A 19,897-nucleotide genomic window follows, 5' to 3' on the forward strand; every position below is an offset into this window, starting at 1 on the left:
CATGCCGTTCCCCTGTTCCACTCTCCCCGAAAGCCGCACGTTCGACGATGCCGCCGCCGCGCAGATGGAGCGCATCGTCGTGGACCTGCGACGCATGTACCAGGAGCGCAACGAGGCGTTGCGCGAAGTCACGCGCGCCCACCACGAGGCCCTGCTGCGGCTGGCGCTGGCGGCAGACTTCCGCGACGACGACACCGGCGTGCACATGGTGCGCATCGGCTACCTGGCCGAGGCGCTGGCGCTCGCCCTCGGCCAGCCGGCCGTGTTCGCCAGCATGCTGCGGCGCGCGGCGCCCATGCACGACGTGGGCAAGATCGGCATCCCCGACGTGATCCTGAAGAAGCCCGGCAGCTACACGCCGGACGAGCGGCTGGTGATGAACCAGCATGCCGAGATCGGCGCGGGCATCCTGGGCCGCTCGCGGGTGCCGCTGTTCCAGCTGGCGGCCGAGGTGGCGCTGACGCACCACGAGCGCTGGGACGGCACGGGCTATCCGCGCCAGCTCCGCGGGGAAGACATCCCGCTGTCCGGCCGCATCGTGGCGGTCGTGGACTTCTTCGACGCGCTGACGATGGACCGCTGCTACCGCAAGGCCTTCGCGGAGGACGTGGCGCTGCGCATGCTCATCGACCAGCGCGGCAGCGCGTTCGACCCCACCGTCGTCGACGCGTTCTTGCGCGAGGCGCCCTCCCTGATCGCGCTGCGCGACCACATCAACCGACAGCCGCCGAGCTTCGAAGAGCTCACGGAAAAGGACTGAGAGGCGCTGCCGTGATGCGCGAGCCCAAGACCTCGAGCCGGCGCCTTTCCCGGCGCCTGGCGGGCTGGCCCGGGTTGCAGCGGGCGCGGGTGCTGCTGGGCCTGGTGGTGGCGCCGCTGGGGCTGGTAGTTCTGGCCCTCGGCTCCGTGCTCGCCGGGCCTGAGCAGCAGCAACTGCGATGGATGTACGCCGAGGGGCTGCTGGCGCTGGTGACGGCAGCCGGCAGCCTGTACGCGTTGCAGCGCGAGCGGCGCGCCCACGAGCAAGCTTCCCAGCGCGAGCGGGAGCTGAGCGTTCTGCTCAAGAGCGTGCAGGAGCTGATCTTCCGCACTGATGCAAATGGCGCGATCACTTATGTCAACGCTCGCTGGTCCGCCGTGGGCGACGAGGGCCAGGCCCAGGCACGTGGCCGGCAGCTGTGGGACCTCGTGGTGCCTGCCGACCGTGATCGCGCGGCCGCGCTGTTCCGGCACGACGACATGGTGGGCCTGCGCCAGGCCCAGGTCTGCATCCCGGCGCCCGATGGCGGGCCACGGCACTTCCAGCTAGCCGTCGTGCCGCTGCATGCGGAGGGCGACATCGTCGGCTTCGCCGGCAGCGCGATCGATGTCAGCGAGCGCGTGGCCTTCGACCAGCAGCTGCAGCACCAACTCGCGTTCTCCGCGCTGTTGCTGGAGCTGAGCCCGCTGCCGGTCTCCATGTTCGATGCGCAAGGGCGCTACCTGATGGTGAACCAGGCATGGGAAAGCTTTGTGGGGCGTCCGCGAGCGCAGGTCATCGGCTCCTATGTCGGGCACTTCCTGTCCACCGAAGAGGCCCGGATCCACGCCGAGCAGGATGCCCTGCTGATGGCCCAGGGCGGCCGGCTGCGCTATGAGACGCAGGTGCAGCATGGCGACGGGTCGTTGCGCGACATGGTCATCACCAAGGTGCGGGTGCCCGGCGAGGGAGGTGCCGCCACCGGCATCCTGTGTACGCTGATGGACGTCAGCGAGTTTCGCGATGCCGAGCGTGCCACGCGCGAGGCGCGCGACGCGGCCGAGCAGGCCTCACGCGTCAAGTCGGAGTTCGTCGCCAACATCAGCCACGAGCTGCGCACGCCGCTGCAAGCCATCCTGGGCTTCTCGGAGCTGGGCTTCACGCGTGGCCGCGAGCATGCCCGGTTGGCAGGCATGTTCTCCGACATCCACCGCTCCGGCCAGCGCATGCTGGCCCTCGTCAACGACCTGCTGGATGTCGCCAAGATCGAGAGCGCCGTCGGCACCATGGAGCTGCAGCGCCACGACCTGCGCCTGCTGGTGCAGGCCGTGCTGCTGGAGCTGGACCCGCTGCTGGGCCAGCGGCGGCTGCGCGTGGCGCTGCGGCTGGCGGATGAGCCGCTGGTGGGGCGGGTCGACCCGCTGCGCATGCACCAGGCGGTACGCAACGTCGTCGCCAACGCGATCCGGTTCTCGCCCGAGGGCGGCGTGCTGGAGATCGCCGCGCAGGCCGTGTCGCCGCAGGCCTGCGCGCTGACCGTCGCCGACCGTGGCCCCGGCATTCCGCCGGCGGAACTGGAGTCCATCTTCGAGGCCTTCGTGCAGTCCAGCCTCACGAAGGACGGCGCCGGCGGCACGGGGCTGGGCCTGGCCATCTGCCGCAAGATCGTCGACGTGCATGGCGGCCACATCAGCGCCACCAACCGCGCCGGCGGCGGCGCGCTGTTCACCATCCGGCTGCCGCTGCGCGCCACGGGCGACTCGCAGGTGCAGACCGAGTACTGACGCCGCGCCGGGCTACAGCGCCACCGCCGGCCGCTCCACGCTCCAGCGCCGGTACAGCTCGGCGGCGTCGGCAGACCGCACCCAGCGCTCGAAGGCCTGGTCGTAGCGCTGCGCCAGCGCCTCTCCTGCGGCGCTGCGTGCGAACGCCATGTGGCCGTGCAGCACGTCCAGCGGCGGCGAGCAGCGCGTGATTGCGTCTGCCATGCCCAGCCGCTGCAGCACCGGCTGGCAGTTACGGTCGTTGGCCGCGAACAGGTCCACGCGGCGGCGCCCCAGCATCTGCAGCCCTGAGTCGACGTTCTGCACCCAGGTCAGCTGCGCCAGCCCGGTCTTGAGCCGCTCGAAGCGGCTGCCATAGGCCCAGCCCCTCACGGCGGCCACGGGGGTCTGCGCCAGCTCGCCGAACTCGCCGCTCCAGCGCGACTCCTCGCCGCGGCGCGCGTACCAGACCATCGCGTCGGCATAGAACGAGCGCACGCTGAACAGCATGCGGGCCTCGCGTTCCGGTGTGCGGTAGGGGCCGATGAGGATGTCGGCCTCGCCCTGCTCGATCATCAGCTGCGCGCGCGGCCAGGGCAGCCATTCGCAGCGCACGCTGTCGCCGAACAGCTGGCCCAGCAGGTCCACCGCCAGGCCCTTTGGCGCCTGCGCCTCGCTGCCTTCGAAGATGCGCGAGAACTGCGCGCCCACCGCGCGCAGCGGCGCTGCGTGCGCCGGGCCGGCCATGGCCAGCGCGCCCGTGCAGCCCAGCAGGTGACGTCGTGTCAGCATGCCGGCGATGATGCGCCTGGCCTCAGGGAATGTCGATGGCGTGAAGCGGGAAACCGCGGCCCTGGCGGCGGTCGTCGAAGAAGCAGCGCAGCGTCTCTCGCGTGGTCTTGAAGGCGAGGTCGTCCCAAGGGATCTCGTCCTCGGCGAACAGCCGCGCCTCCAGTGACTCCGGGCCGGGGTCGAACACCGTCGAGCGCAGCCGCGCCAGGTAGAACAGGTGCACCTGGCCCACGCGCACGACGTTCATCAGCGTGTACAGCTCGCCCATCGCCACGTCGGCGCCGGCTTCCTCCTGCGTCTCGCGTAGCGCGCCTTCAAGCGTCGTCTCGCCCAGCTCCATGAAGCCGGCCGGCAGCGTCCACAGCCCGTGGCGCGGCTCGATGGCGCGCCGGCACAGCAGCACGCGGCCGTCTTCCTCCCACACCGGCAGCGTGCCGACGACGTTCAGCGGGTTCTGGTAGTGGATGGCGTCGCACGCCGGGCAGACCGCGCGTTCGCGGTTGTCGTCCGCGGGGATGCGGTAGTCCACGGCGGTGCCGCAGGCGGGGCAGTGCTTGAAGCGGCTTTGGAAGGGCATGCGTGCGAGTTTAGAAGGCCCAGAATGACGGCCATGAAGCTCTACAACTACTTCCGCTCGTCGGCGTCCTGGCGAGTGCGCATCGGGCTGGCGCTCAAGGGGCTGGACTATGGCTACGAGCCCGTCCACCTGGTCCGCAACGAGCAGTTCGCCGGCGACTTCGCGGCGCAGCAGGCGTCGCATCTGGTGCCGGCGCTGGTGCTGGACGACGGCACCTGGCTGGGCCAGTCCATGGCCATCCTGGAGTACTTGGACGAGACCCACCCCGAGCCGCCGCTGTTGCCGCGCGACGCGGTGGGCCGCGCGCAGGTGAGGGCGCTGGCGCAGGACATCGGCTGCGACCTGCATCCGCTCAACAACCTGCGCGTGCTGCGCCACCTGAAGAGCGAGCTGGGTCAGGAGCAGGCGCAGGTCGACGCCTGGTACCGCCACTGGGTGGCCATCGGGCTGGCCGTCGTCGAGCAGAAGCTGGCTCGCATGGCCGGCACGTTCAGTGTCGGCGACACGCCGGGCCTGGCCGACTGCCTGCTGGTGCCGCAGGTCTACAACGCGCAGCGCCTGGCCTGCCCGCTGGACGCCTACCCCACCGTGATGCGCGTCAACGCTGCCTGCCTGGCGCTGCCGGCTTTTGCCACCACCCACCCGGATGCCTGCCCCGATGCAGCCTGACCCGCAGTGGCTGAGCCCGGGCTGGCCCGGCGTGACGGCCTTCATGACGACGCGCGGCCCCAACTTCGGCCGCAAGGCCGGTGATGCCGACGAGGTGCGCGCCAACCGTGCCGCGCTGGCCGAGGTGCTGGGCGCGCGGCCGGTGTTCCTTGACCAGGTGCATGGCGCCGACGTCGTGCGTCTGCGCGCCGACTGGCATGACGACAACGCGCCGCAGGCCGACGCGGCCGTGTCCACCGACCCCGACCTGGCCGTGGCCATCCTCGTGGCCGACTGCCTGCCCGTGCTGTTCCGTGCACCCGGCGGCGTGGCCGGCGCCCATGCCGGCTGGCGTGGGCTGGCGGCGGGGGTGTTGAAGAACACGGTGGCCGAGTTGTGCGCCGCCACTGGCTGCGAGCCGCGCGACGTGCAGGCCTGGCTGGGCGCCAGCATCGGCCCGCAGGCCTTCGAGGTGGGGCCGGAGGTCGTTGCCGCGTTCGGCCGCGAGCCGCTGCCGCACGACCAGCCCGGCTTTCTCTACCGGCCCAACCCCGAGCCTCGCTGGCGCGCCGACCTGCCCTTGCTGGCTCGCGAAAGCTTGGAGGCCGCCGGTGTCACCCAAATCAGCGGCGGTGGCTGGTGCACGCTGACCGATGATTCACGCTTCTTCTCGTTCCGGGGCGAGTCCCTGGGCCGGCCCCGCGGGCGCATGGCCGCCTGCATCAGCCTCGGCCGCTGACTCCGCCGCGCGCCGCCTGCGCCGGCGGCCCGGTGTGCCGAGGATGTACATCAGCAGGCCCAGTGGGAGCACGCCGTAAAGCATCAACGTGACCAGGGCGCCGAACACCGTGCCCTGCGGGCTCAGCGCTTCGGCGGCCGCCATCATCAATGCGACGTAGGCCCAGGCGATGGCGACGAGATACATGTGTCATGGGCGCGTCAGCGCGCGTGGTTACAAAGCCGCGACGGCGGGATGTGGCAAGCTTATTGCAACGGACCGAGACAAGACCGCTGATGCGGGAGTTCCGAGGAAGACATGGCCACTCGCAAGAAGAACGACGCGGCGCCCGCCCAGGACGCGCAGCCCTTTGCCGATCTGATGCAGCAGATGGCGCACCTGCCGCAGATCTCGCCTGCCACGCTGGTCGAGCTGCAGGCTGACTACCTCCGGCAGGCCACGGCGCTGTGGAACGCGTCGCTGGGTCAGGGCGACACGCCCGCCGCAACGGACCGCCGTTTCGCGGCGCCGGAATGGCGGTCCAATCCCGCGGCCCATTTCATGAGCCAGCTCTACCTGCTCAACGGCCGCACGCTGGGCCGCATGGCCGAGCAGGTCGAGGCCGACGACAAGACCAAGGCCCGCATCAAGTTCGCGGTGCAGCAGTTCGTCGACGCCGCATCGCCCAGCAACTTCCTGGCACTGAACCCCGAGGCGCAGAAGCTCGCGCTGGACAGCCATGGTGAAACGCTGGCCCGCGGCCTGCAGCAGCTGTGGGGCGACGTGCAGCGCGGCCATGTGTCGCAGACGGACGAGAGCGCCTTCGAGGTCGGCAAGAACGTGGCCACGACGGCGGGCAGCGTCGTGTTCGAGAACGATCTGTTCCAGCTCATCGAGTACGCGCCGCTGACGCCGCAGGTGCATGCGCGGCCCTTTCTGCTGGTGCCGCCGTGCATCAACAAGTTCTACATCCTCGACCTGCAGCCTGACAACTCGTTGATCCGTTATGCCGTGGCCGAGGGCCACCGCGTCTTCGTCGTCAGCTGGCGCAACCCGGACGACTCGGTCAGGCACCTGACCTGGGACGACTACGTCGAGCAGGGCGCCATCCAGGCCATCCGCGTCGTGCAGGAGATCTCCGGCCAGGACCAGGTCAACACGCTGGGCTTCTGCGTCGGTGGCACCATCCTCGCGAGCGCGCTGGCCGTGCTGGCCGCGCGCGGCGAGCAGCCGGCAGCCAGCCTGACGCTGCTGACCACGCTGCTGGACTTCGCCGACAACGGCATCTTGGACATCTTCGTCGACGAGGCCAGCGTGCGGCTGCGCGAGGCCACGCTGGGCCCCGACTCGCCCAAGGGCCCGCAACTGCTGCACGGCCAGGAGCTGGCGACGACCTTCAGCTTCCTGCGCCCCAACGACCTGGTGTGGAACTACGTCGTCGGCAACTATCTCAAGGGCGAGGCGCCGCCGGCCTTCGATCTGCTGTACTGGAACGGCGACTCCACCAATCTGCCCGGGCCCATGTACTGCTGGTACCTGCGCCACACCTATCTGCAGAACGAGCTGAAGCTGCCGGGCCGGCTGACCGTCTGCGGCGAGAAGCTGGACCTGTCGTCCATCGCCTGCCCGGTCTACGTCTACGGCTCGCGCGAGGATCACATCGTGCCTTGGCAGGCTGCCTACCGGAACACGCAGATCTTCAAGGGCCCGCGCCGCTTCGTCATGGGCGCCTCGGGCCACATCGCCGGCGTCATCAACCCGCCGGCCAAGGGCAAGCGCAGCCACTGGATTGCCAAGAGCACGGCGCTGCCGGCCGACCCCGAGGCCTGGCTGGCCAGCGCCACCGAACACCCGGGCAGCTGGTGGACCGACTGGTCCGCCTGGCTGGCCGCGCATGCCGGCGCGAAGAAGCCAGCGCCCAAGGCGCCGGGCAGCCGCAAGTACAAGGCCATCGAGCCCGCGCCCGGTCGCTACGTGAAAGTCAAAGCCTGATCACTTTTTTGGAGACACCATGAGCCAGCAAGACATCGTCATCGTCGCCGCCGCGCGCACCGCCATCGGCAAGTTCGGTGGCACCCTCGCCAAAACGCCCGCCAGCGAGCTGGGCGCGGCCGTCATCCAGGACCTGCTGCGCCGCACCGGGCTGTCCGGCGAGCAGATCAACGAGGTCATCCTCGGCCAGGTGCTGACGGCCGGCGTGGGCCAGAACCCGGCGCGCCAGTCGGTCATCAAGGCCGGCCTGCCGCACGGCGTGCCGGCCATGACCATCAACAAGGTCTGCGGCTCCGGCCTGAAGGCCGTCATGCTGGCGACCCAGGCCATCCGCGACGGTGACAGCGACATCGTCATCGCCGGCGGCCAGGAGAGCATGAGCCTGTCCCCGCACGTGCTGCCCGGCTCGCGCGACGGCCAGCGCATGGGCGACTGGAAGATGATCGACACGATGATCACCGACGGCCTGTGGGACGTGTACAACCAGTACCACATGGGCATCACCGCCGAGAACGTCGCCAAGAAGTACGGCATCACCCGCGAGCAGCAGGACGCGCTTGCGCTTGGCAGCCAGCAGAAGGCCGCCGCCGCGCAGGAAGCTGGCCGCTTCAAGGACGAGATCGTGCCCTTCACGATCCCGCAGAAGAAGGGCGACCCGGTCGTCTTCGCCGCCGACGAGTTCATCAACCGCAAGTCCACCGCTGAAGCGCTGGCCGGCCTGCGCCCCGCCTTCGACAAGGCCGGCAGCGTGACCGCCGGCAACGCGTCGGGCCTGAACGACGGCGCCGCCGCCGTGATGGTGATGACGGCCGCCAAGGCCGCGGCGCTGGGCCTGACGCCGCTGGCGCGCATCGCGTCCTACGCGTCCGCCGGCCTGGACCCGGCCTACATGGGCATGGGCCCCGTGCCCGCGGCGCAGAAGGCGCTGGCCCGCGCCGGCTGGAAGGCAGCCGACCTGGACCTGCTGGAAATCAACGAGGCCTTCGCGGCCCAGGCCTGTGCCGTGCACAACGAGATGGGCTGGGACACGAGCAAGGTCAACGTCAACGGTGGCGCCATCGCGCTGGGCCACCCTATCGGCGCCAGCGGCTGCCGCGTGCTCGTCACGCTGCTGCACGAGATGGTCAAGCGCGACGCCAAGAAGGGCATCGCTTCGCTATGCATCGGCGGCGGCATGGGCGTCGCACTGACGGTCGAGCGCTAATCACTTTTTTCCCCACTCCAACCACAAGGAGACTCCAATGAGCCAAAAAGTTGCCTACGTCACGGGCGGCATGGGTGGCATCGGTACCGCCATCTGCCAGAAGCTCGCCAAGGCTGGCTTCAAGGTCATCGCCGGTTGCGGCCCGAGCCGCGACTACCAGAAGTGGCTGGATGAGCAGAAGGCGCTGGGCTACAGCTTCCACGCCTCGGTCGGCAACGTCGCCGACTGGGACTCGACTGTCGAGGCCTTCACGAAGGCCATCAGCGAGCACGGCGCCATCGACGTGCTGGTCAACAACGCCGGCATCACGCGCGACCGCATGTTCCTGAAGATGACGCCCGACGACTGGAAGGCCGTCATCGACACCAACCTCAACTCCATGTTCAATGTGACCAAGCAGGTCGTGCCGGGCATGGTGGAAAAGGGCTGGGGCCGCATCATCCAGATCTCGTCGGTCAACGGTGAGAAGGGCCAGGCCGGCCAGACCAACTACTCCGCCGCCAAGGCCGGCATGCACGGCTTCACGATGGCGCTTGCGCAGGAGCTGGCGGCCAAGGGTGTGACGGTCAACACCGTCAGCCCCGGCTACATCGGCACCGACATGGTCAAGGCCATCAAGCCCGAGATCCTGGAGAAGATCGTCGCGACGATTCCCGTCAAGCGCCTGGGCACGCCGGACGAGATCGGCTCCGTCGTCGCCTGGCTGGCTGGTGAGGACAGCGGCTTCACGACCGGTGCGGACTTCTCCTGCAACGGCGGCCTGCACATGGGCTGACGCCAAGCCGTGGGCACGAGCGCCCACGGTGCATTGAAAAAGCCGCCCCGAGGGGCGGCTTTCATGGCACCAGGCTGGTGCGGCCGCTAGTTCGGCGGCAGCCCCTGGCGCGCCCGTTCGCGGGCCATGTAGTTGTTGTGCGCCCGGTCGCGCTCGCGCTGCTGGCGGGCCTCGCGGGTTTCCCAGTCGCCGCAGCTGAAGAACGAGCCGCCGAACAGCCAGCCCACCACGCTGGAGTCGTCCACGGCCTTGGCGTCACCGGCCGTGCAGACCATCGCGGCCTTGGAGCCGCTCTCGGCCGCCAGCGCTTCCTGCACCAGCATGGAGCGCGACATCAGCACCGACGCCGGCATGGCGATGGCCAGCAGCACGCCGCCGATGACGACACCCTTGGCCCAGCGCGGTAGGCCGTCGGCCTTGACGGCGGCTCCCTGCGCACGTGGGCCGGCGGCGGGGCGCGGTCTGGGGGCGGCCGGCATCGCGGGGCGTGTGGCCTGCGGGCGCGCCGCGCCGCCACCCTCCAGCACCCGTGGCCGCGCCGAAGTGGGCGGGTCGATGGGCTGGGTTTCCGGGAAGGAGCGTGTGACGGTAGGCATGGCGTTAGGCGGGGCGGCAGGCCCGCGGCGAATGCTAGTGATCGACCTTCGGCGCAATCGTGAGCAATTGCAAGCCCTGCCCGGGCGGCGGCGAAAAACGCGCAGGAAGTCACACGCGGGACAATGGCGGCATGACCGATATCGCTTTTTCCACACTGCCGCTGAGCCCCGCCATGCTGGCCAACCTCGACCAGCTGGGCTATGCGCAGATGACGCCCATCCAGGCTGCCAGCCTGCCGCTGGCTCTCGCGGGCCGCGATGTCATTGGCGAGGCGCAGACCGGCTCCGGCAAGACGGCCGCCTTCGCCATCGCGCTGCTGCACCGGCTCAAGGCCGACCTGGCGCGCGTGCAGGCGCTGGTGCTGTGCCCCACGCGCGAGCTGGCCGATCAGGTCACGCAGGAGATCCGCCGCCTGGCCCGTGCGGCCGACAACATCAAGGTGCTGAGCCTGTGCGGCGGCAGCCCGATGAAGCCGCAGATCGAGAGCCTGTCCTTCGGCGCGCACATCGCCGTGGGCACGCCCGGCCGGCTCATCGACCACCTGGAGCGCGGCACGCTGGACCTGTCCGCACTGAGCACGCTGGTGCTGGACGAGGCCGACCGCATGCTGGACATGGGCTTCGTCGACGACATCAAGGCCGTGGCCAAGCGCGCGCCGGCCAACCGGCAGACGCTGCTGTTCTCGGCGACCTTCCCCGACGGCGTGAAGGACATCGCGCAGAAGTTCATGCGCGAGCCGCAGACGGTGCAGGTGGCCGGCGCGACGAGTGCTGCCGCGTCGACGATCCGCCAGATCGCCTACGAGGTGACCGAGGCGCAGCGGCTGGATGCCGTGCCGCGGCTGCTGCGAGCGTTCCGCCCCGAGTCGACCATCGCCTTCTGCAACACCAAGCAGCAGTGCCGTGACCTGGAGGCCGTGCTGGCGGCACAGGGCTTCGTCGCGCTGGCGCTGCACGGTGACCTGGAGCAGCGCGATCGCGACCAGGTGCTGATCCAGTTCGCCAACCGCAGCGCGTCGGTGCTGGTCGCCACCGACGTCGCCGCGCGCGGGCTGGACATTGCCAACCTGGCCTGCGTCATCAACGTGGACATCAGCGCCGACGTCGAGCAGCACGTGCACCGCATCGGCCGCACCGGCCGCGCGGGTGCGCAAGGCCTGGCGCTGAGCCTGGCCAGCCTGGACGAGATGGGCCGTGTGGGCCGCATCGAGCAGCTGCAGTCGGCGCCATTCCAGTGGCAGCCGCTGGAGGGCGTGAAGGACGCGACCGGCGGCCCGCTGCTGCCGGCGATGGACACGCTGCAGATCCTCGGCGGCCGCAAGGAGAAGATCCGCCCCGGCGACATCCTGGGTGCGCTGACCGGCGAGGCCGGCTTCACGGCGGCGCAGATCGGCAAGATCAATGTCACCGACTTCCACAGTTATGTTGCAGTGCAGCGCGACATCGCGAAGGAAGCCGTGAAGCGGCTGTCGGCTGGCAAGCTCAAGGGCCGCAAGGTCAAGGTGAGAAGGCTGGCGGACCTGGCCGACTGACTTCACGGCGCCCGGGGGCAGGACTACATTGCCCCCATGCTGCGCAGACGCTCCCTGCTGACGTGCCTGCCCGCGTGCGTCGCGGCGGCGCCTGCTCGGACGGAGGCGCTCACCGTCACGTTGCGCGCACCGGACAGCGAGGCCGACATGCGCAACGCCTATGTCCGCGATGCCGTGACGCTGGCGCTGGACAAGACCCGCGCCACCGACGGCCCGTACCGGTTGCTGACGTCGGCGACGATGAACAAGCGCCGGGCGCTGCTGGAGGCGGCGCAGCGCAAGGTGCCCAACTACCTTGTCGTTACGAGCCCGGAGGTCGGCCGCGCGGCCGGGCTGGCGCCGCTGCGCTTCCCCATCCACCTCGGCGCGAACCGCTATCGCGTGTGCTTCGTGCATGCACCCCGCCAGCCGGTCGTGCGGGCGGCCGACACGCTGGCTGCGGTGGCGAAGCTGCGCCACGTGCAGGGCCGGGACTGGGCGGACGTGGCCGTCATGCGCGCCAACGGCTTCACGGTGGCCGAGGTGAACACCTACGAGGCGCTGTTCGAGCTCGTCGCCGTAGGCCGGGCGGACCTGTTCTGCCGCAGCGTGCTGGAGATGGGGCACGAGGTCCGGGCACATGCCGGCCTGCCGGGGCTGGCGGTGGAGGACAGCCTGCTGCTGTCCTACGACCTGCCGCAGTACCTCTACACCCATGTCGACAACCACCTGGCTATCGAGCGGGTGGAGCGGGGCTTGCGGCTGGCATTCGCCGACGGCTCGTTGCAGGCGCTGCTGCGGCGCTACCTGCAGCCGTCACTGGCCCGGCTGGACCTGCCGCGGCGGCGCCTGTTCACGCTCGAGGCGCCCGCGCCGGCCCATGTGGAGATGGACGACCGGCCGTTCCAGATCGACCTGCTGCGCAAGCCCGGCCGCTGACGTGTGACATGTTGGCGCCCGGACCGCCCAGGGAGGGGGTGTGGCGCTGCGGCTGCGACGTTTTCACGCGCGGCGGGGTGGGGTGGCGCCTAGTCTGGCATCAAGCGAGGTGCCCCATGAACTCACGCCCCATGCCTCTGATGTGCGATGACTATGAGCTGCGTTTCGAGTCCCTGTTCCACAGCGGCCGGGCGCTGGCCTTCCCCTGCGATGCCCATGGCGGCGTGCGGCTGGACGCGCTGAGCGACCGGGCGCGCCAGAACTACCTGTTCGCCCGTGCCGTGGTCGGCCGGGAGTTCGCCACGCCCATCGTGCTGCGCTGCGGCGGAGCCCGGGACTGACGCGGCGCGACGTTGCTGGCTTGTCACAGGTCAACGGCGCGGGCCCGCGGCCGTGCTGGAATGTCTCGATGCAGAGACATTCGGGGAGCCTGGTTCGCAGTGCGGTGACCGTGGGCCGGCGGCGGCTGTGCCTGGCGGGCCTGCTCGCCGGGCTGCCGCTGCAGCGCGCCGCGGCGGCCGAGCCGGCCGTGCTGCGCATCCAGACCATCCAGTCCGAGCCGTTCGGGCGCGTCGGCCCGCAGGGGGCCGGCGGGCTGATGTACGAGATCGGCCAGCTGATCGCCCAGCGCGCCGGCCTAGCCGCCGAGAACCACGTGGTGCCCTACGCGCGCACGGTGCTCAGCCTGCAGAACGGCAGCGCCGACATGGTGCTGCGCTTCTCCAATGACGAGCTCAAGGCCGTGGCCCACCAGGTGGCGCCGGTGCTGGCGCTGCCGACCGTGCTGGTGAGCCGCCGGGAGGTGCCGATGCCGAGGCTGGAGGCCTTGTCGCAGCTGTCGCTGGCCGTGCCACGCAGCTTCCCGATGCCGGAAAGTCTGACCGGCCTGGCGGGCCTGCGGCTGCAATGGGTGAACAACAACGAGCACGCCATCCAGATGCTGATGGGCGGGCGCGTGGACGCGGCCTACGGCAGCAACCTCGGCCTGTTCGGCGCCGCGCGCGGGCTGGGCCTGCGCATGCAGGCCTTCGCCAGACCGCTGCTGGTGGAGCGCCAGACCTTCTGGCTGCACCTGTCACGCAAAAGCGCGACGCCGGCGCTGATCGAGCAGTTGGCCAAGGCCGTGGAGGCCTTGCACCGCGACGGCAGCATCAACCGGCTCTACCGGCAGGTGCTGGACGAGTTCGGCGACGACCGCATGCCGGCCTGAGAGCCGGTCGGGTTCAGCGCGGGAAGCTGTCCTTCAGCCCCGTGATCTTGTTGAACACCGGCTTGTCGGCGCGGTGGTCCACGCGGTCGGTCACGAAGTAGCCGTGGCGCTCGAACTGCCAGCGTTGGTCCGGCGCCGCGCCGGCCAGCGAGGGCTCGACGAAGCCCTGCACCACGCGTAGCGAGTGGGGGTTCAGGAACTCGATGAAGTCCCGGCCTCCGGCATCCGGCTGCGCTTCGGCGAACAGGCGCTCGTACAGGCGCACCTCGGCCGCCACGGCCTCGTGAGCACCCACCCAGCCGATCGTGCCCTTGACCTTGACGGCATCCGCGCCCGGCGTGCCGCTCTTGGTGTCGGGGATGACGGTGGCCAGTGCGGCGGTGATGTTGCCGTCGGCGTCCTTCTCTGCGCCGGTGCATTCGATGATGTAGCCGGCTTTCAGGCGCACCTTGTTACCGGGGAACAGCCGGAAGTAGCCCTTCACGGGCGCTTCCATGAAGTCCTCCGCTTCGATCCACAGCTCGGGGCCCAGCGAGAACTTGCGTTGGCCCAGTTCCGGCTTGTGCGGGTGGGCGGCGGTCTCGCAGGGCTCGCGGTGGTCGGCGCTGCCGAAGACCTCGGCGTAGTTGGTCAGCTTCAGCTTCAGCGGCTGCAGCACGGCGAAGGCTCGCGGTGCCTGCGGCTCCAGGTCGGCACGCAGGGCCTGGTCCAGCACCGTGTCGTCGATCCACGCGTTCTGCTTGCTGGCGCCGGTGGCTTCCACCATCGCGCGCAGGCTGGCGGGCGTGAAGCCGCGGCGGCGCAGGCCCACCAGCGTCGGCATGCGCGGGTCGTCCCAGCCGCTGACGTGGTGTTCCTCGACGAGCTGGCGCAGCTTGCGCTTGCTGGTGACGACGTAGTTCAGGTTCAGGCGTCCGAACTCGATCTGCTGCGGCAGCGGCCGGGCCAGCAGGCCCAGGTCGGCGAGCTGGTTCAGCAGCCAGTCGTAGAACGGGCGCTGGTCTTCGAACTCCAGCGTGCAGATGCTGTGCGTGATGCGCTCCAGCGCGTCCTCGATCGGGTGCGCGAAGGTGTACATCGGGTAGATGCACCACTTGTTGCCCGTCGCGTGGTGTTCCGCATGCTTGATGCGGTACAGCGTCGGGTCACGCAGGTTGATGTTGGGCGACGCCATGTCGATCTTGGCGCGCAGCACCATCGCGCCGTCCGGGTGCTGGCCGTCGCGCATTTCGCGGAAGCGCGCCAGGTTCTCTTCGGCTGAGCGGCTGCGGAAGGGGCTGTCCACGCCGGGACGGCCGAAGTCGCCACGGTTGGCGCGCATCTCGTCGGCGCTCTGCTCGTCCACGTAGGCGTGGCCGGCGGTGATCAGCGCCTCGGCGGCCTGGTACATGAAGTCGAAGTAACTGCTGGCCTCGAAGAGGTTGTCGCCCCAGCTCCAGCCCAGCCACTGCACCATCTCCTTGATCGCGTTGACGTACTCCAGCTCCTCTTTCTCGGGGTTGGTGTCGTCGAAGCGCAGGTGGCAGGCGCCGCCGTAGTCGCGCGCCAGGCCGAAGTTCAGGCAGATGCTCTTGGCGTGGCCGATGTGCAGGTAGCCGTTGGGCTCGGGCGGGAAGCGGGTGCGGATGCGCGCTTCGTCCAGCGGCCCGGCCGCGTGGTGGGCGGCGTCGCCCGGCGTGCCGGCGAAATGCCGGCCGTCGAACGTGCCGGCGCCGAGGTCTTGCTCGATGCGCTGGCGCAGGAAGTTCGTTGCGGGGGCGGCAGGGGCTGCGTTCTGGCTCATCGTCGGCTCTGAAATGGATGCGGGCCGTTTTTCAGGCCCGCGATGCCGCCGATTCTAAGGACGCCGCAATGGCAGGCGCACGTGCGCCAGGCCGATGCTGATCCAGACGGCCACGCTGAAGTACAGCGTCATCCACACCACCTCGCTGCGCCAGTGCGCCCAGTCGTGCGAGACGGTCCAGCGGCTGGACGCATCGGCGATGCCGGCCGCCAGCGTCTGGTAGGAGCGGCCGGCGGCCTCGTCGGCCAGCCAGCGCGACCAGTACATGGGCACGTCGACAAGGAACATGTAGCCGGCGTAGAGCGTGCCGGCGGCGATGGCGACGGCCAGCCAGCGGCGGCCCCGCGCACCGACCCGCCGCCACAGGCCCAGCATGGCCGCCACGCTGAGCACGGCCACCGTGCCCCACAGCGTTTCCTCGGCGACATGGCCGATGTTGCGCGTCGTCAGCACGGCGTTCCAGGAGTTGATCTCGGCGATGGCGATCAGCGGCACGATGGCGTAGGCCACCCGAAGGCTGAACAGGTGGCCCGTGGCCAGCGCGGCGCCGCGAAGCAGCAGCGCCCATTGCGCCGCGAAGCTCAGCTCCGCGATGGTGGCCACGGTGCGGCCGACGATGACGCTGGACGCCCAGGAGTCCACCATGACGACCCGCGGCACGTCGAACACCGGCAGCACCGAGCGGTAGCCGCAGCCCAGCACGTACAGCGCCGACAGCACCAGCTGCAGCCGCTGGTGCGGCCAGGTGGTGCCGTCGGGCCGGTGGCGGTGCAGCCACGCGGTGGAGGCCGTCCACGCGATGAGGTTCAGGCCGGCAATGGCGCACAGCGCCTGCCACCACGGGGTCGCGTCGGTCATGGCGGTCTCCTTATCGGGCCTTCGGTGGGCGGCCGGTCTTCACGGGCGCCAGCCGGTCCAGCGCTGCGGCCAGCTCGCGGTCGTCCAGCGCGGCCAGCGCCTGCAGCCCGGCGCGCAGCAGCTCGCTCTTCTTGGCCTCGCGCTGCTGGCCGTGCAGGCGGTGCTTTAGCGCCTTGAACAGCGCGTAGTCGGCCTCGGGCATGGTGAAGCCGTCGCGCACTAGCTTGGCGCGTTCGGGGGGCGGGGGCTTATGGTCGTGGCTCATAACGATGAAAACCGTTTATACGGTTTTCATCGCCGCGGCGCTACCTTGCCGCTACAGCGCCTTGAACCGACCGGCGTGCACGCGGCTGACGGTCAGCCGCTCGGGCCGTTCGCGCAGCTCCAGCAGCACGGTGCCGTTCTCCTGCCGCACCGCGCGGGCCACGGCGTCGATCTGCACGACGGTGGAGCGGTGCACCTGCCAGAAGCGCTCGGGGTCCAGCTGCGGCAGCAGTTCGCGCAGCGGCGCGCGCACCCAGTAGTCGCGCTCGGCGGTGACGGCACGCACGTACTTGTCGGCGGCCTCGAGGTAGCAGACGTCGGCCAGCGGCACCAGCTCGATGGCGTCGCCCACGGCGGCCTGCAGGTGGCGCAGCCGTGGGGCCGGTGCGGCGGCCTGGGCCAGCAGCTGGCGCAGCGAGGCCAGCGTCGCGTCGGTCGTGGCCGGCTGGGCCAGGCGCGCCTGCAGCCGCGCCGCGCTCTGCGCCAGGCGCTCGGGCGTCACGGGCTTGAGCAGGTAGTCGGCCGCGGCGGCGTCGAAGGCCTGCAGCGCGTACTGGTCGTAGGCCGTCACGAACACGAACAGCGGCAGGGCGCCGGCGTCGTCGGGCCAGTCCTCGGTGATGGCCTGCGCCGCCTCCAGCCCGGTCATGCCGGGCATGCGGATGTCCAGGAAGCAGACCCGCGGCCGGTGGCGCAGCGCCAGCTCGACGGCGGCCGGCCCGTTGGCCGCCTGGGCCACGATCTGCAGCGCGGGCCAGGCGGCAGCCAGCTCAGCGCGCAGGTCGTCGGCCAGCAGGGGTTCGTCTTCGGCGATCAGCGCGGTGGTCATGACGTGATGGTGATGCGGGCGATGCTGCCGCCGCCCGGCTGGGGCTGCAGCGTGAAGGTGGCGGCGTCGCCGTAGCGCTGCGCCAGCCGCTCGCGCACCTGGTTCAGCCCGAAGCCGGTGCCCACGCTGCTCAGCTCGCTGGTGCGGGCCAGGCCCACGCCGCTGTCGGCCACCTCCAGCACCAACCGGCCCTGCTCACGCGCCGCCGACACGCACAGCTCGCCGCCCTCCATATGCGGCTCCAGCCCGTGTTTGATGGCGTTCTCCACCAGCGGCTGCAGCAGCAGCGGCGGGATGGCGACGCCGCTCAGCTCGGCCGGCAGCGCCAGGTGCACGCGCAGGCGCTCGCCCATGCGCAACTGCATCAGCGCGAGGTAGTCGGACAGGCGCTCGAACTCGTCGGTGAGCGCGTGCTCGGTGGCGCGGCTGGCCTGCAGCGTGGCGCGCAGGTAGTCGATGAGGCGGTCCAGCATGCGCTGCGCCTCGTCGGGCCGTAGCTTGATGAGCACGCGCAGATGCGCCAGCGTGTTGAACAGCATGTGCGGTTCCAGCTGGCTCTGCAGTAGCGCCAGGCGCGCCTCGGCCGCCTGGCGCTCGGCTTCCGCGCGCTCGACGCGGGTCGCGTTGAGCTTGAACATCGAGAAGAAGAACCACGTCGACACCACCGAGATCAGCAGCGTGAAGGTCACCGACAGCGTGACCGGCCGGTCGGCGATCTGCCAGAGCTGCCTGGTGCGGCTGCCGCTGATCAGGTCGCCCAGCCAGATGCCCCCGCTGTAGCCGGCCAGCGAGCCGAGCAGGATGCAGGGCAGCATCCAGCCCCAGCCCACCCAGCCATGTTGCAGCGCCGCGCAATCCCCCTGCCGGCGCCGCAGCAGCCAGGCCATGCCGTAGGTCAGCAGCGAGATGTAGGCCGAGATCTGCACGCCGATCGTGAACGCGTACAGCATGCCGTGCCAGAACTTCCCGTTGCGCACCAGGTAGTTCAGCAGGCCGACGATCAGGCAGATGGCAATCGTGCCACCGACGTGGATCGCCCATTCGCGGCGGGGGGGAGGCGGGGAGCTCATGCCGCCAGCATCAGCCGGCCCGCGCGCCGGCACCATCGGCGTGCGACGAATGGGGCGAGGGCGGCGCCACCGGCATGCCGGTCAGCGCCGGCGGCCACCACCGCCGCCCAGGATGCTGCCCAGCACGCCGCGGATGATCTCGCGGCCCACGGCCGAGCCGATGCTGCGCACGGCCGACTGCGCCGCCTTCTCGGCCAGACCAGGGTGGCGCCCGCCACGCGGGCCGGTGGTGCCGAACAGCACGTCCTTGAGGCCGTCCATCAGCCCGCCGCCGGACTCGGCCGGCGCGGGCTGGGCCGGCCCGCCCTTGAACACCTGCCCGGCCTCGGCCGCCATGCCGCCGCCGGCGGGCGCCGCGGGCTTGCCATTGAGCTTCTCGTAGGCGGATTCGCGGTCCAGCTGCTTCTCGTAGACGCCGGCCACCAGCGAATTGGCGATCAGCGCCTGGCGCTGCGCCGGCGTGATGGGGCCGATCTGGCTGCCCGGCGGCAGCACGAACACGCGCTCGGTGACGCTGGGGCGCCCCTTGTCATCCAGCAGGCTGACCAGCGCCTCGCCCACCGCCAGCTCGGTGATGGCGGTGGCAATGTCCAGCCCCGGCTTGGCGCGCATGGTCTCGGCGGCGCTCTTGACGGCCTTCTGGTCCCGCGGCGTGAACGCGCGCAGCGCGTGCTGCACGCGGTTGCCCAACTGGCCCAGTACGGCGTCGGGGATGTCCAGCGGGTTCTGCGTCACGAAATAGACGCCTACACCCTTGGAGCGCACAAGGCGCACCACCAGCTCGATGCGCTCCACCAGCGCGTCCGGCGCGTCCTTGAACAGCAGGTGGGCCTCGTCGAAGAAGAACACCAGCTTCGGCTTGTCCAGGTCGCCCACCTCGGGCAGCGTCTCGAACAGCTCGCTCAGCATCCACAGCAGGAAGGTCGCGTACAGCCGCGGCGCGTTCATCAGCTTGTCGGCGGCCAGCACATTGATGACGCCGAGACCCGACTCGGTCTGCATGAAGTCGGCGATGTTGAGCATCGGCTCGCCGAAGAACTTGTCCCCGCCCTGGGCCTCGATCTGCAGCAGGCCGCGCTGGATGGCGCCGACGCTGGCGGCCGACACGTTGCCGTACTGTGTCGTGAACTGGCTGGCGTTGTCGCCCACGTACTGCAGCATCGCGCGCAAGTCCTTCAGGTCCAGCAGCAGCAGGCCCTGGTCGTCGGCGATCTTGAACACCATCTGCAGCACGCCGGCCTGCGTCTCGTTCAGCGCCAGCATGCGGGCCAGCAGCAGCGGTCCCATGTCGGACACCGTCGCGCGTACCGGGTGGCCCTGCTCGCCGAAGACATCCCACAACGTCGTGGGGCAGGCGATCTTTTCGGGCGGGGCGATGCCGCGGTCCTTCAGCGTGGCCAGCAGTTTGTCGCTGGGCGCGCCGGCCTGGCTGATGCCGGTCAGGTCGCCCTTCACATCGGCCATGAAGACAGGCACGCCGATCCGGGAAAAACTCTCGGCCAGCGTCTGCAGGCTGATGGTCTTGCCGGTGCCCGTGGCACCGGTGATGAGGCCGTGGCGGTTGGCCAGCGCGGGCAGCAGCAGGCACTCGATGTCACCATGGCGGGCCAGCAGGATCGGGTCGGTCAT

21 protein-coding genes are annotated in these 19,897 nt (G+C 70.2%); 11 read left to right on the top strand and 10 right to left on the bottom strand.

Annotated elements, in window-relative coordinates; all coding sequences use genetic code 11:
• Position 1 precedes the first annotated feature (1 nt).
• Together AC1Q7O_RS19005 and AC1Q7O_RS19010 are read left to right on the top strand one after the other, a co-directional pair.
• Positions 2 to 760, top strand: a complete 759-nt coding sequence (locus tag AC1Q7O_RS19005; protein WP_492657525.1) for an HD-GYP domain-containing protein — start codon at positions 2 to 4, stop codon at positions 758 to 760.
• Positions 761 to 774: 14 nt separating this feature from the next.
• Positions 775 to 2,523: a sensor histidine kinase gene (locus AC1Q7O_RS19010; protein WP_492657524.1), complete on the top strand. Its 1,749-nt coding sequence runs from the start codon at positions 775 to 777 to the stop codon at positions 2,521 to 2,523.
• Positions 2,524 to 2,535: 12 nt separating this feature from the next.
• Here AC1Q7O_RS19010 and AC1Q7O_RS19015 read toward each other — a convergent pair whose 3' ends face one another.
• Both AC1Q7O_RS19015 and AC1Q7O_RS19020 read right to left on the bottom strand, forming a co-directional pair.
• The gene (locus AC1Q7O_RS19015; RefSeq protein WP_492657523.1) at positions 2,536 to 3,294 is read right to left on the bottom strand and encodes a substrate-binding periplasmic protein; all 759 of its coding nucleotides are present in this window, start codon (positions 3,292 to 3,294) and stop codon (positions 2,536 to 2,538) included.
• Positions 3,295 to 3,316: 22 nt separating this feature from the next.
• Positions 3,317 to 3,871, bottom strand: a complete 555-nt coding sequence (locus AC1Q7O_RS19020) for an NUDIX hydrolase (RefSeq protein ID WP_348690155.1) — start codon at positions 3,869 to 3,871, stop codon at positions 3,317 to 3,319.
• Positions 3,872 to 3,904: 33 nt separating this feature from the next.
• Between AC1Q7O_RS19020 and maiA the strand changes: the two genes are divergently transcribed.
• The gene (gene maiA, locus AC1Q7O_RS19025; RefSeq protein ID WP_492657522.1) at positions 3,905 to 4,540 is read left to right on the top strand and encodes a maleylacetoacetate isomerase; all 636 of its coding nucleotides are present in this window, start codon (positions 3,905 to 3,907) and stop codon (positions 4,538 to 4,540) included.
• Positions 4,530 to 5,258 carry a peptidoglycan editing factor PgeF gene (gene pgeF, locus AC1Q7O_RS19030; protein ID WP_492657521.1) on the top strand — a complete coding sequence of 243 codons (729 nt, stop codon included), beginning with the start codon at positions 4,530 to 4,532 and terminating at the stop codon, positions 5,256 to 5,258. Before maiA ends, pgeF begins: the two co-directional genes overlap by 11 nt.
• Here pgeF and AC1Q7O_RS19035 read toward each other — a convergent pair.
• The gene (locus AC1Q7O_RS19035) at positions 5,178 to 5,444 is read right to left on the bottom strand and encodes a hypothetical protein (protein ID WP_348690149.1); all 267 of its coding nucleotides are present in this window, start codon (positions 5,442 to 5,444) and stop codon (positions 5,178 to 5,180) included. The genes pgeF and AC1Q7O_RS19035 overlap by 81 nt on opposite strands.
• 174 nt (positions 5,445 to 5,618) lie before the next feature.
• Between AC1Q7O_RS19035 and phaC the strand changes: the two genes are divergently transcribed.
• From phaC to phbB, 3 genes are read left to right on the top strand one after another with little or no spacing between them, the layout of a single operon-like run.
• Positions 5,619 to 7,229 (top strand): class I poly(R)-hydroxyalkanoic acid synthase, encoded by a 1,611-nt coding sequence (phaC, locus tag AC1Q7O_RS19040; RefSeq protein WP_492657776.1) that lies wholly within the window; start codon positions 5,619 to 5,621, stop codon positions 7,227 to 7,229.
• Positions 7,230 to 7,248: 19 nt separating this feature from the next.
• The gene (locus tag AC1Q7O_RS19045; RefSeq protein WP_492657520.1) at positions 7,249 to 8,433 is read left to right on the top strand and encodes an acetyl-CoA C-acetyltransferase; all 1,185 of its coding nucleotides are present in this window, start codon (positions 7,249 to 7,251) and stop codon (positions 8,431 to 8,433) included.
• Positions 8,434 to 8,470: 37 nt separating this feature from the next.
• A complete protein-coding gene (gene phbB, locus AC1Q7O_RS19050) occupies positions 8,471 to 9,208 on the top strand; it encodes an acetoacetyl-CoA reductase (protein ID WP_492657519.1) in 738 nt (245 codons plus the stop codon).
• A gap of 86 nt (positions 9,209 to 9,294) precedes the next feature.
• Here the strand turns inward: phbB and AC1Q7O_RS19055 are convergent, their stop codons facing one another.
• On the bottom strand, positions 9,295 to 9,804 hold the full coding sequence (locus AC1Q7O_RS19055; RefSeq protein ID WP_492657518.1) for a hypothetical protein: 510 nt from the start codon (positions 9,802 to 9,804) through the stop codon (positions 9,295 to 9,297).
• Between the two features lie 131 nt (positions 9,805 to 9,935).
• Here AC1Q7O_RS19055 and dbpA point away from each other — a divergent pair, with 131 nt between their 5' ends.
• The 4 genes from dbpA (at position 9,936) to AC1Q7O_RS19075 (ending at position 13,464) form a co-directional block, all read left to right on the top strand.
• On the top strand, positions 9,936 to 11,336 hold the full coding sequence (gene dbpA, locus AC1Q7O_RS19060; RefSeq protein ID WP_492657517.1) for an ATP-dependent RNA helicase DbpA: 1,401 nt from the start codon (positions 9,936 to 9,938) through the stop codon (positions 11,334 to 11,336).
• Between the two features lie 36 nt (positions 11,337 to 11,372).
• Positions 11,373 to 12,254: a hypothetical protein gene (locus tag AC1Q7O_RS19065; protein ID WP_492657516.1), complete on the top strand. Its 882-nt coding sequence runs from the start codon at positions 11,373 to 11,375 to the stop codon at positions 12,252 to 12,254.
• A 116-nt stretch (positions 12,255 to 12,370) separates the two neighbouring features.
• The gene (locus tag AC1Q7O_RS19070) at positions 12,371 to 12,595 is read left to right on the top strand and encodes a hypothetical protein (protein WP_492657515.1); all 225 of its coding nucleotides are present in this window, start codon (positions 12,371 to 12,373) and stop codon (positions 12,593 to 12,595) included.
• 68 nt (positions 12,596 to 12,663) lie between these two features.
• On the top strand, positions 12,664 to 13,464 hold the full coding sequence (locus tag AC1Q7O_RS19075; RefSeq protein WP_492657514.1) for a substrate-binding periplasmic protein: 801 nt from the start codon (positions 12,664 to 12,666) through the stop codon (positions 13,462 to 13,464).
• A gap of 13 nt (positions 13,465 to 13,477) precedes the next feature.
• Here the strand turns inward: AC1Q7O_RS19075 and AC1Q7O_RS19080 are convergent, their stop codons facing one another.
• The 6 genes from AC1Q7O_RS19080 to AC1Q7O_RS19105 form a co-directional block, all read right to left on the bottom strand.
• On the bottom strand, positions 13,478 to 15,247 hold the full coding sequence (locus AC1Q7O_RS19080; RefSeq protein ID WP_492657513.1) for a glutamine--tRNA ligase/YqeY domain fusion protein: 1,770 nt from the start codon (positions 15,245 to 15,247) through the stop codon (positions 13,478 to 13,480).
• A gap of 54 nt (positions 15,248 to 15,301) precedes the next feature.
• Positions 15,302 to 16,105, bottom strand: coding sequence for a hypothetical protein (locus AC1Q7O_RS19085; protein WP_492657512.1), 804 nt, complete (start codon positions 16,103 to 16,105; stop codon positions 15,302 to 15,304).
• Between the two features lie 10 nt (positions 16,106 to 16,115).
• Positions 16,116 to 16,370, bottom strand: coding sequence for a hypothetical protein (locus tag AC1Q7O_RS19090; protein ID WP_492657511.1), 255 nt, complete (start codon positions 16,368 to 16,370; stop codon positions 16,116 to 16,118).
• A 51-nt stretch (positions 16,371 to 16,421) separates the two neighbouring features.
• Positions 16,422 to 17,198 (bottom strand): LytR/AlgR family response regulator transcription factor, encoded by a 777-nt coding sequence (locus tag AC1Q7O_RS19095; protein WP_492657510.1) that lies wholly within the window; start codon positions 17,196 to 17,198, stop codon positions 16,422 to 16,424.
• Positions 17,195 to 18,268, bottom strand: coding sequence for a sensor histidine kinase (locus AC1Q7O_RS19100; RefSeq protein WP_492657509.1), 1,074 nt, complete (start codon positions 18,266 to 18,268; stop codon positions 17,195 to 17,197). The genes AC1Q7O_RS19095 and AC1Q7O_RS19100 overlap by 4 nt, the downstream gene beginning before the upstream one ends.
• A gap of 81 nt (positions 18,269 to 18,349) precedes the next feature.
• Positions 18,350 to 19,897, bottom strand: coding sequence for a helicase HerA-like domain-containing protein (locus AC1Q7O_RS19105; protein WP_492657508.1), 1,548 nt, complete (start codon positions 19,895 to 19,897; stop codon positions 18,350 to 18,352).

Source organism: Roseateles sp. GW823-FHT07B05 (assembly GCF_058794515.1).

Excerpts from the sequence above, each read along its gene's own strand:
- AC1Q7O_RS19005 (WP_492657525.1), top strand. The coding sequence starts at position 2 with ATGCCGTTCCCCTGTTCCACTCTCCCCGAAAGCCGCACGTTCGACGAT.
- AC1Q7O_RS19010 (WP_492657524.1), top strand. The coding sequence starts at position 775 with ATGCGCGAGCCCAAGACCTCGAGCCGGCGCCTTTCCCGGCGCCTGGCG.
- AC1Q7O_RS19015 (WP_492657523.1), bottom strand. The coding sequence starts at position 3,294 with ATGCTGACACGACGTCACCTGCTGGGCTGCACGGGCGCGCTGGCCATG.
- AC1Q7O_RS19020 (WP_348690155.1), bottom strand. The coding sequence starts at position 3,871 with ATGCCCTTCCAAAGCCGCTTCAAGCACTGCCCCGCCTGCGGCACCGCC.
- maiA (WP_492657522.1), top strand. The coding sequence starts at position 3,905 with ATGAAGCTCTACAACTACTTCCGCTCGTCGGCGTCCTGGCGAGTGCGC.
- pgeF (WP_492657521.1), top strand. The coding sequence starts at position 4,530 with ATGCAGCCTGACCCGCAGTGGCTGAGCCCGGGCTGGCCCGGCGTGACG.
- AC1Q7O_RS19035 (WP_348690149.1), bottom strand. The coding sequence starts at position 5,444 with ATGTATCTCGTCGCCATCGCCTGGGCCTACGTCGCATTGATGATGGCG.
- phaC (WP_492657776.1), top strand. The coding sequence starts at position 5,619 with ATGCAGCAGATGGCGCACCTGCCGCAGATCTCGCCTGCCACGCTGGTC.
- AC1Q7O_RS19045 (WP_492657520.1), top strand. The coding sequence starts at position 7,249 with ATGAGCCAGCAAGACATCGTCATCGTCGCCGCCGCGCGCACCGCCATC.
- phbB (WP_492657519.1), top strand. The coding sequence starts at position 8,471 with ATGAGCCAAAAAGTTGCCTACGTCACGGGCGGCATGGGTGGCATCGGT.
- AC1Q7O_RS19055 (WP_492657518.1), bottom strand. The coding sequence starts at position 9,804 with ATGCCTACCGTCACACGCTCCTTCCCGGAAACCCAGCCCATCGACCCG.
- dbpA (WP_492657517.1), top strand. The coding sequence starts at position 9,936 with ATGACCGATATCGCTTTTTCCACACTGCCGCTGAGCCCCGCCATGCTG.
- AC1Q7O_RS19065 (WP_492657516.1), top strand. The coding sequence starts at position 11,373 with ATGCTGCGCAGACGCTCCCTGCTGACGTGCCTGCCCGCGTGCGTCGCG.
- AC1Q7O_RS19070 (WP_492657515.1), top strand. The coding sequence starts at position 12,371 with ATGAACTCACGCCCCATGCCTCTGATGTGCGATGACTATGAGCTGCGT.
- AC1Q7O_RS19075 (WP_492657514.1), top strand. The coding sequence starts at position 12,664 with ATGCAGAGACATTCGGGGAGCCTGGTTCGCAGTGCGGTGACCGTGGGC.
- AC1Q7O_RS19080 (WP_492657513.1), bottom strand. The coding sequence starts at position 15,247 with ATGAGCCAGAACGCAGCCCCTGCCGCCCCCGCAACGAACTTCCTGCGC.
- AC1Q7O_RS19085 (WP_492657512.1), bottom strand. The coding sequence starts at position 16,105 with ATGACCGACGCGACCCCGTGGTGGCAGGCGCTGTGCGCCATTGCCGGC.
- AC1Q7O_RS19090 (WP_492657511.1), bottom strand. The coding sequence starts at position 16,370 with ATGAGCCACGACCATAAGCCCCCGCCCCCCGAACGCGCCAAGCTAGTG.
- AC1Q7O_RS19095 (WP_492657510.1), bottom strand. The coding sequence starts at position 17,198 with ATGACCACCGCGCTGATCGCCGAAGACGAACCCCTGCTGGCCGACGAC.
- AC1Q7O_RS19100 (WP_492657509.1), bottom strand. The coding sequence starts at position 18,268 with ATGAGCTCCCCGCCTCCCCCCCGCCGCGAATGGGCGATCCACGTCGGT.
- AC1Q7O_RS19105 (WP_492657508.1), bottom strand. The coding sequence starts at position 19,897 with ATGACCGACCCGATCCTGCTGGCCCGCCATGGTGACATCGAGTGCCTG.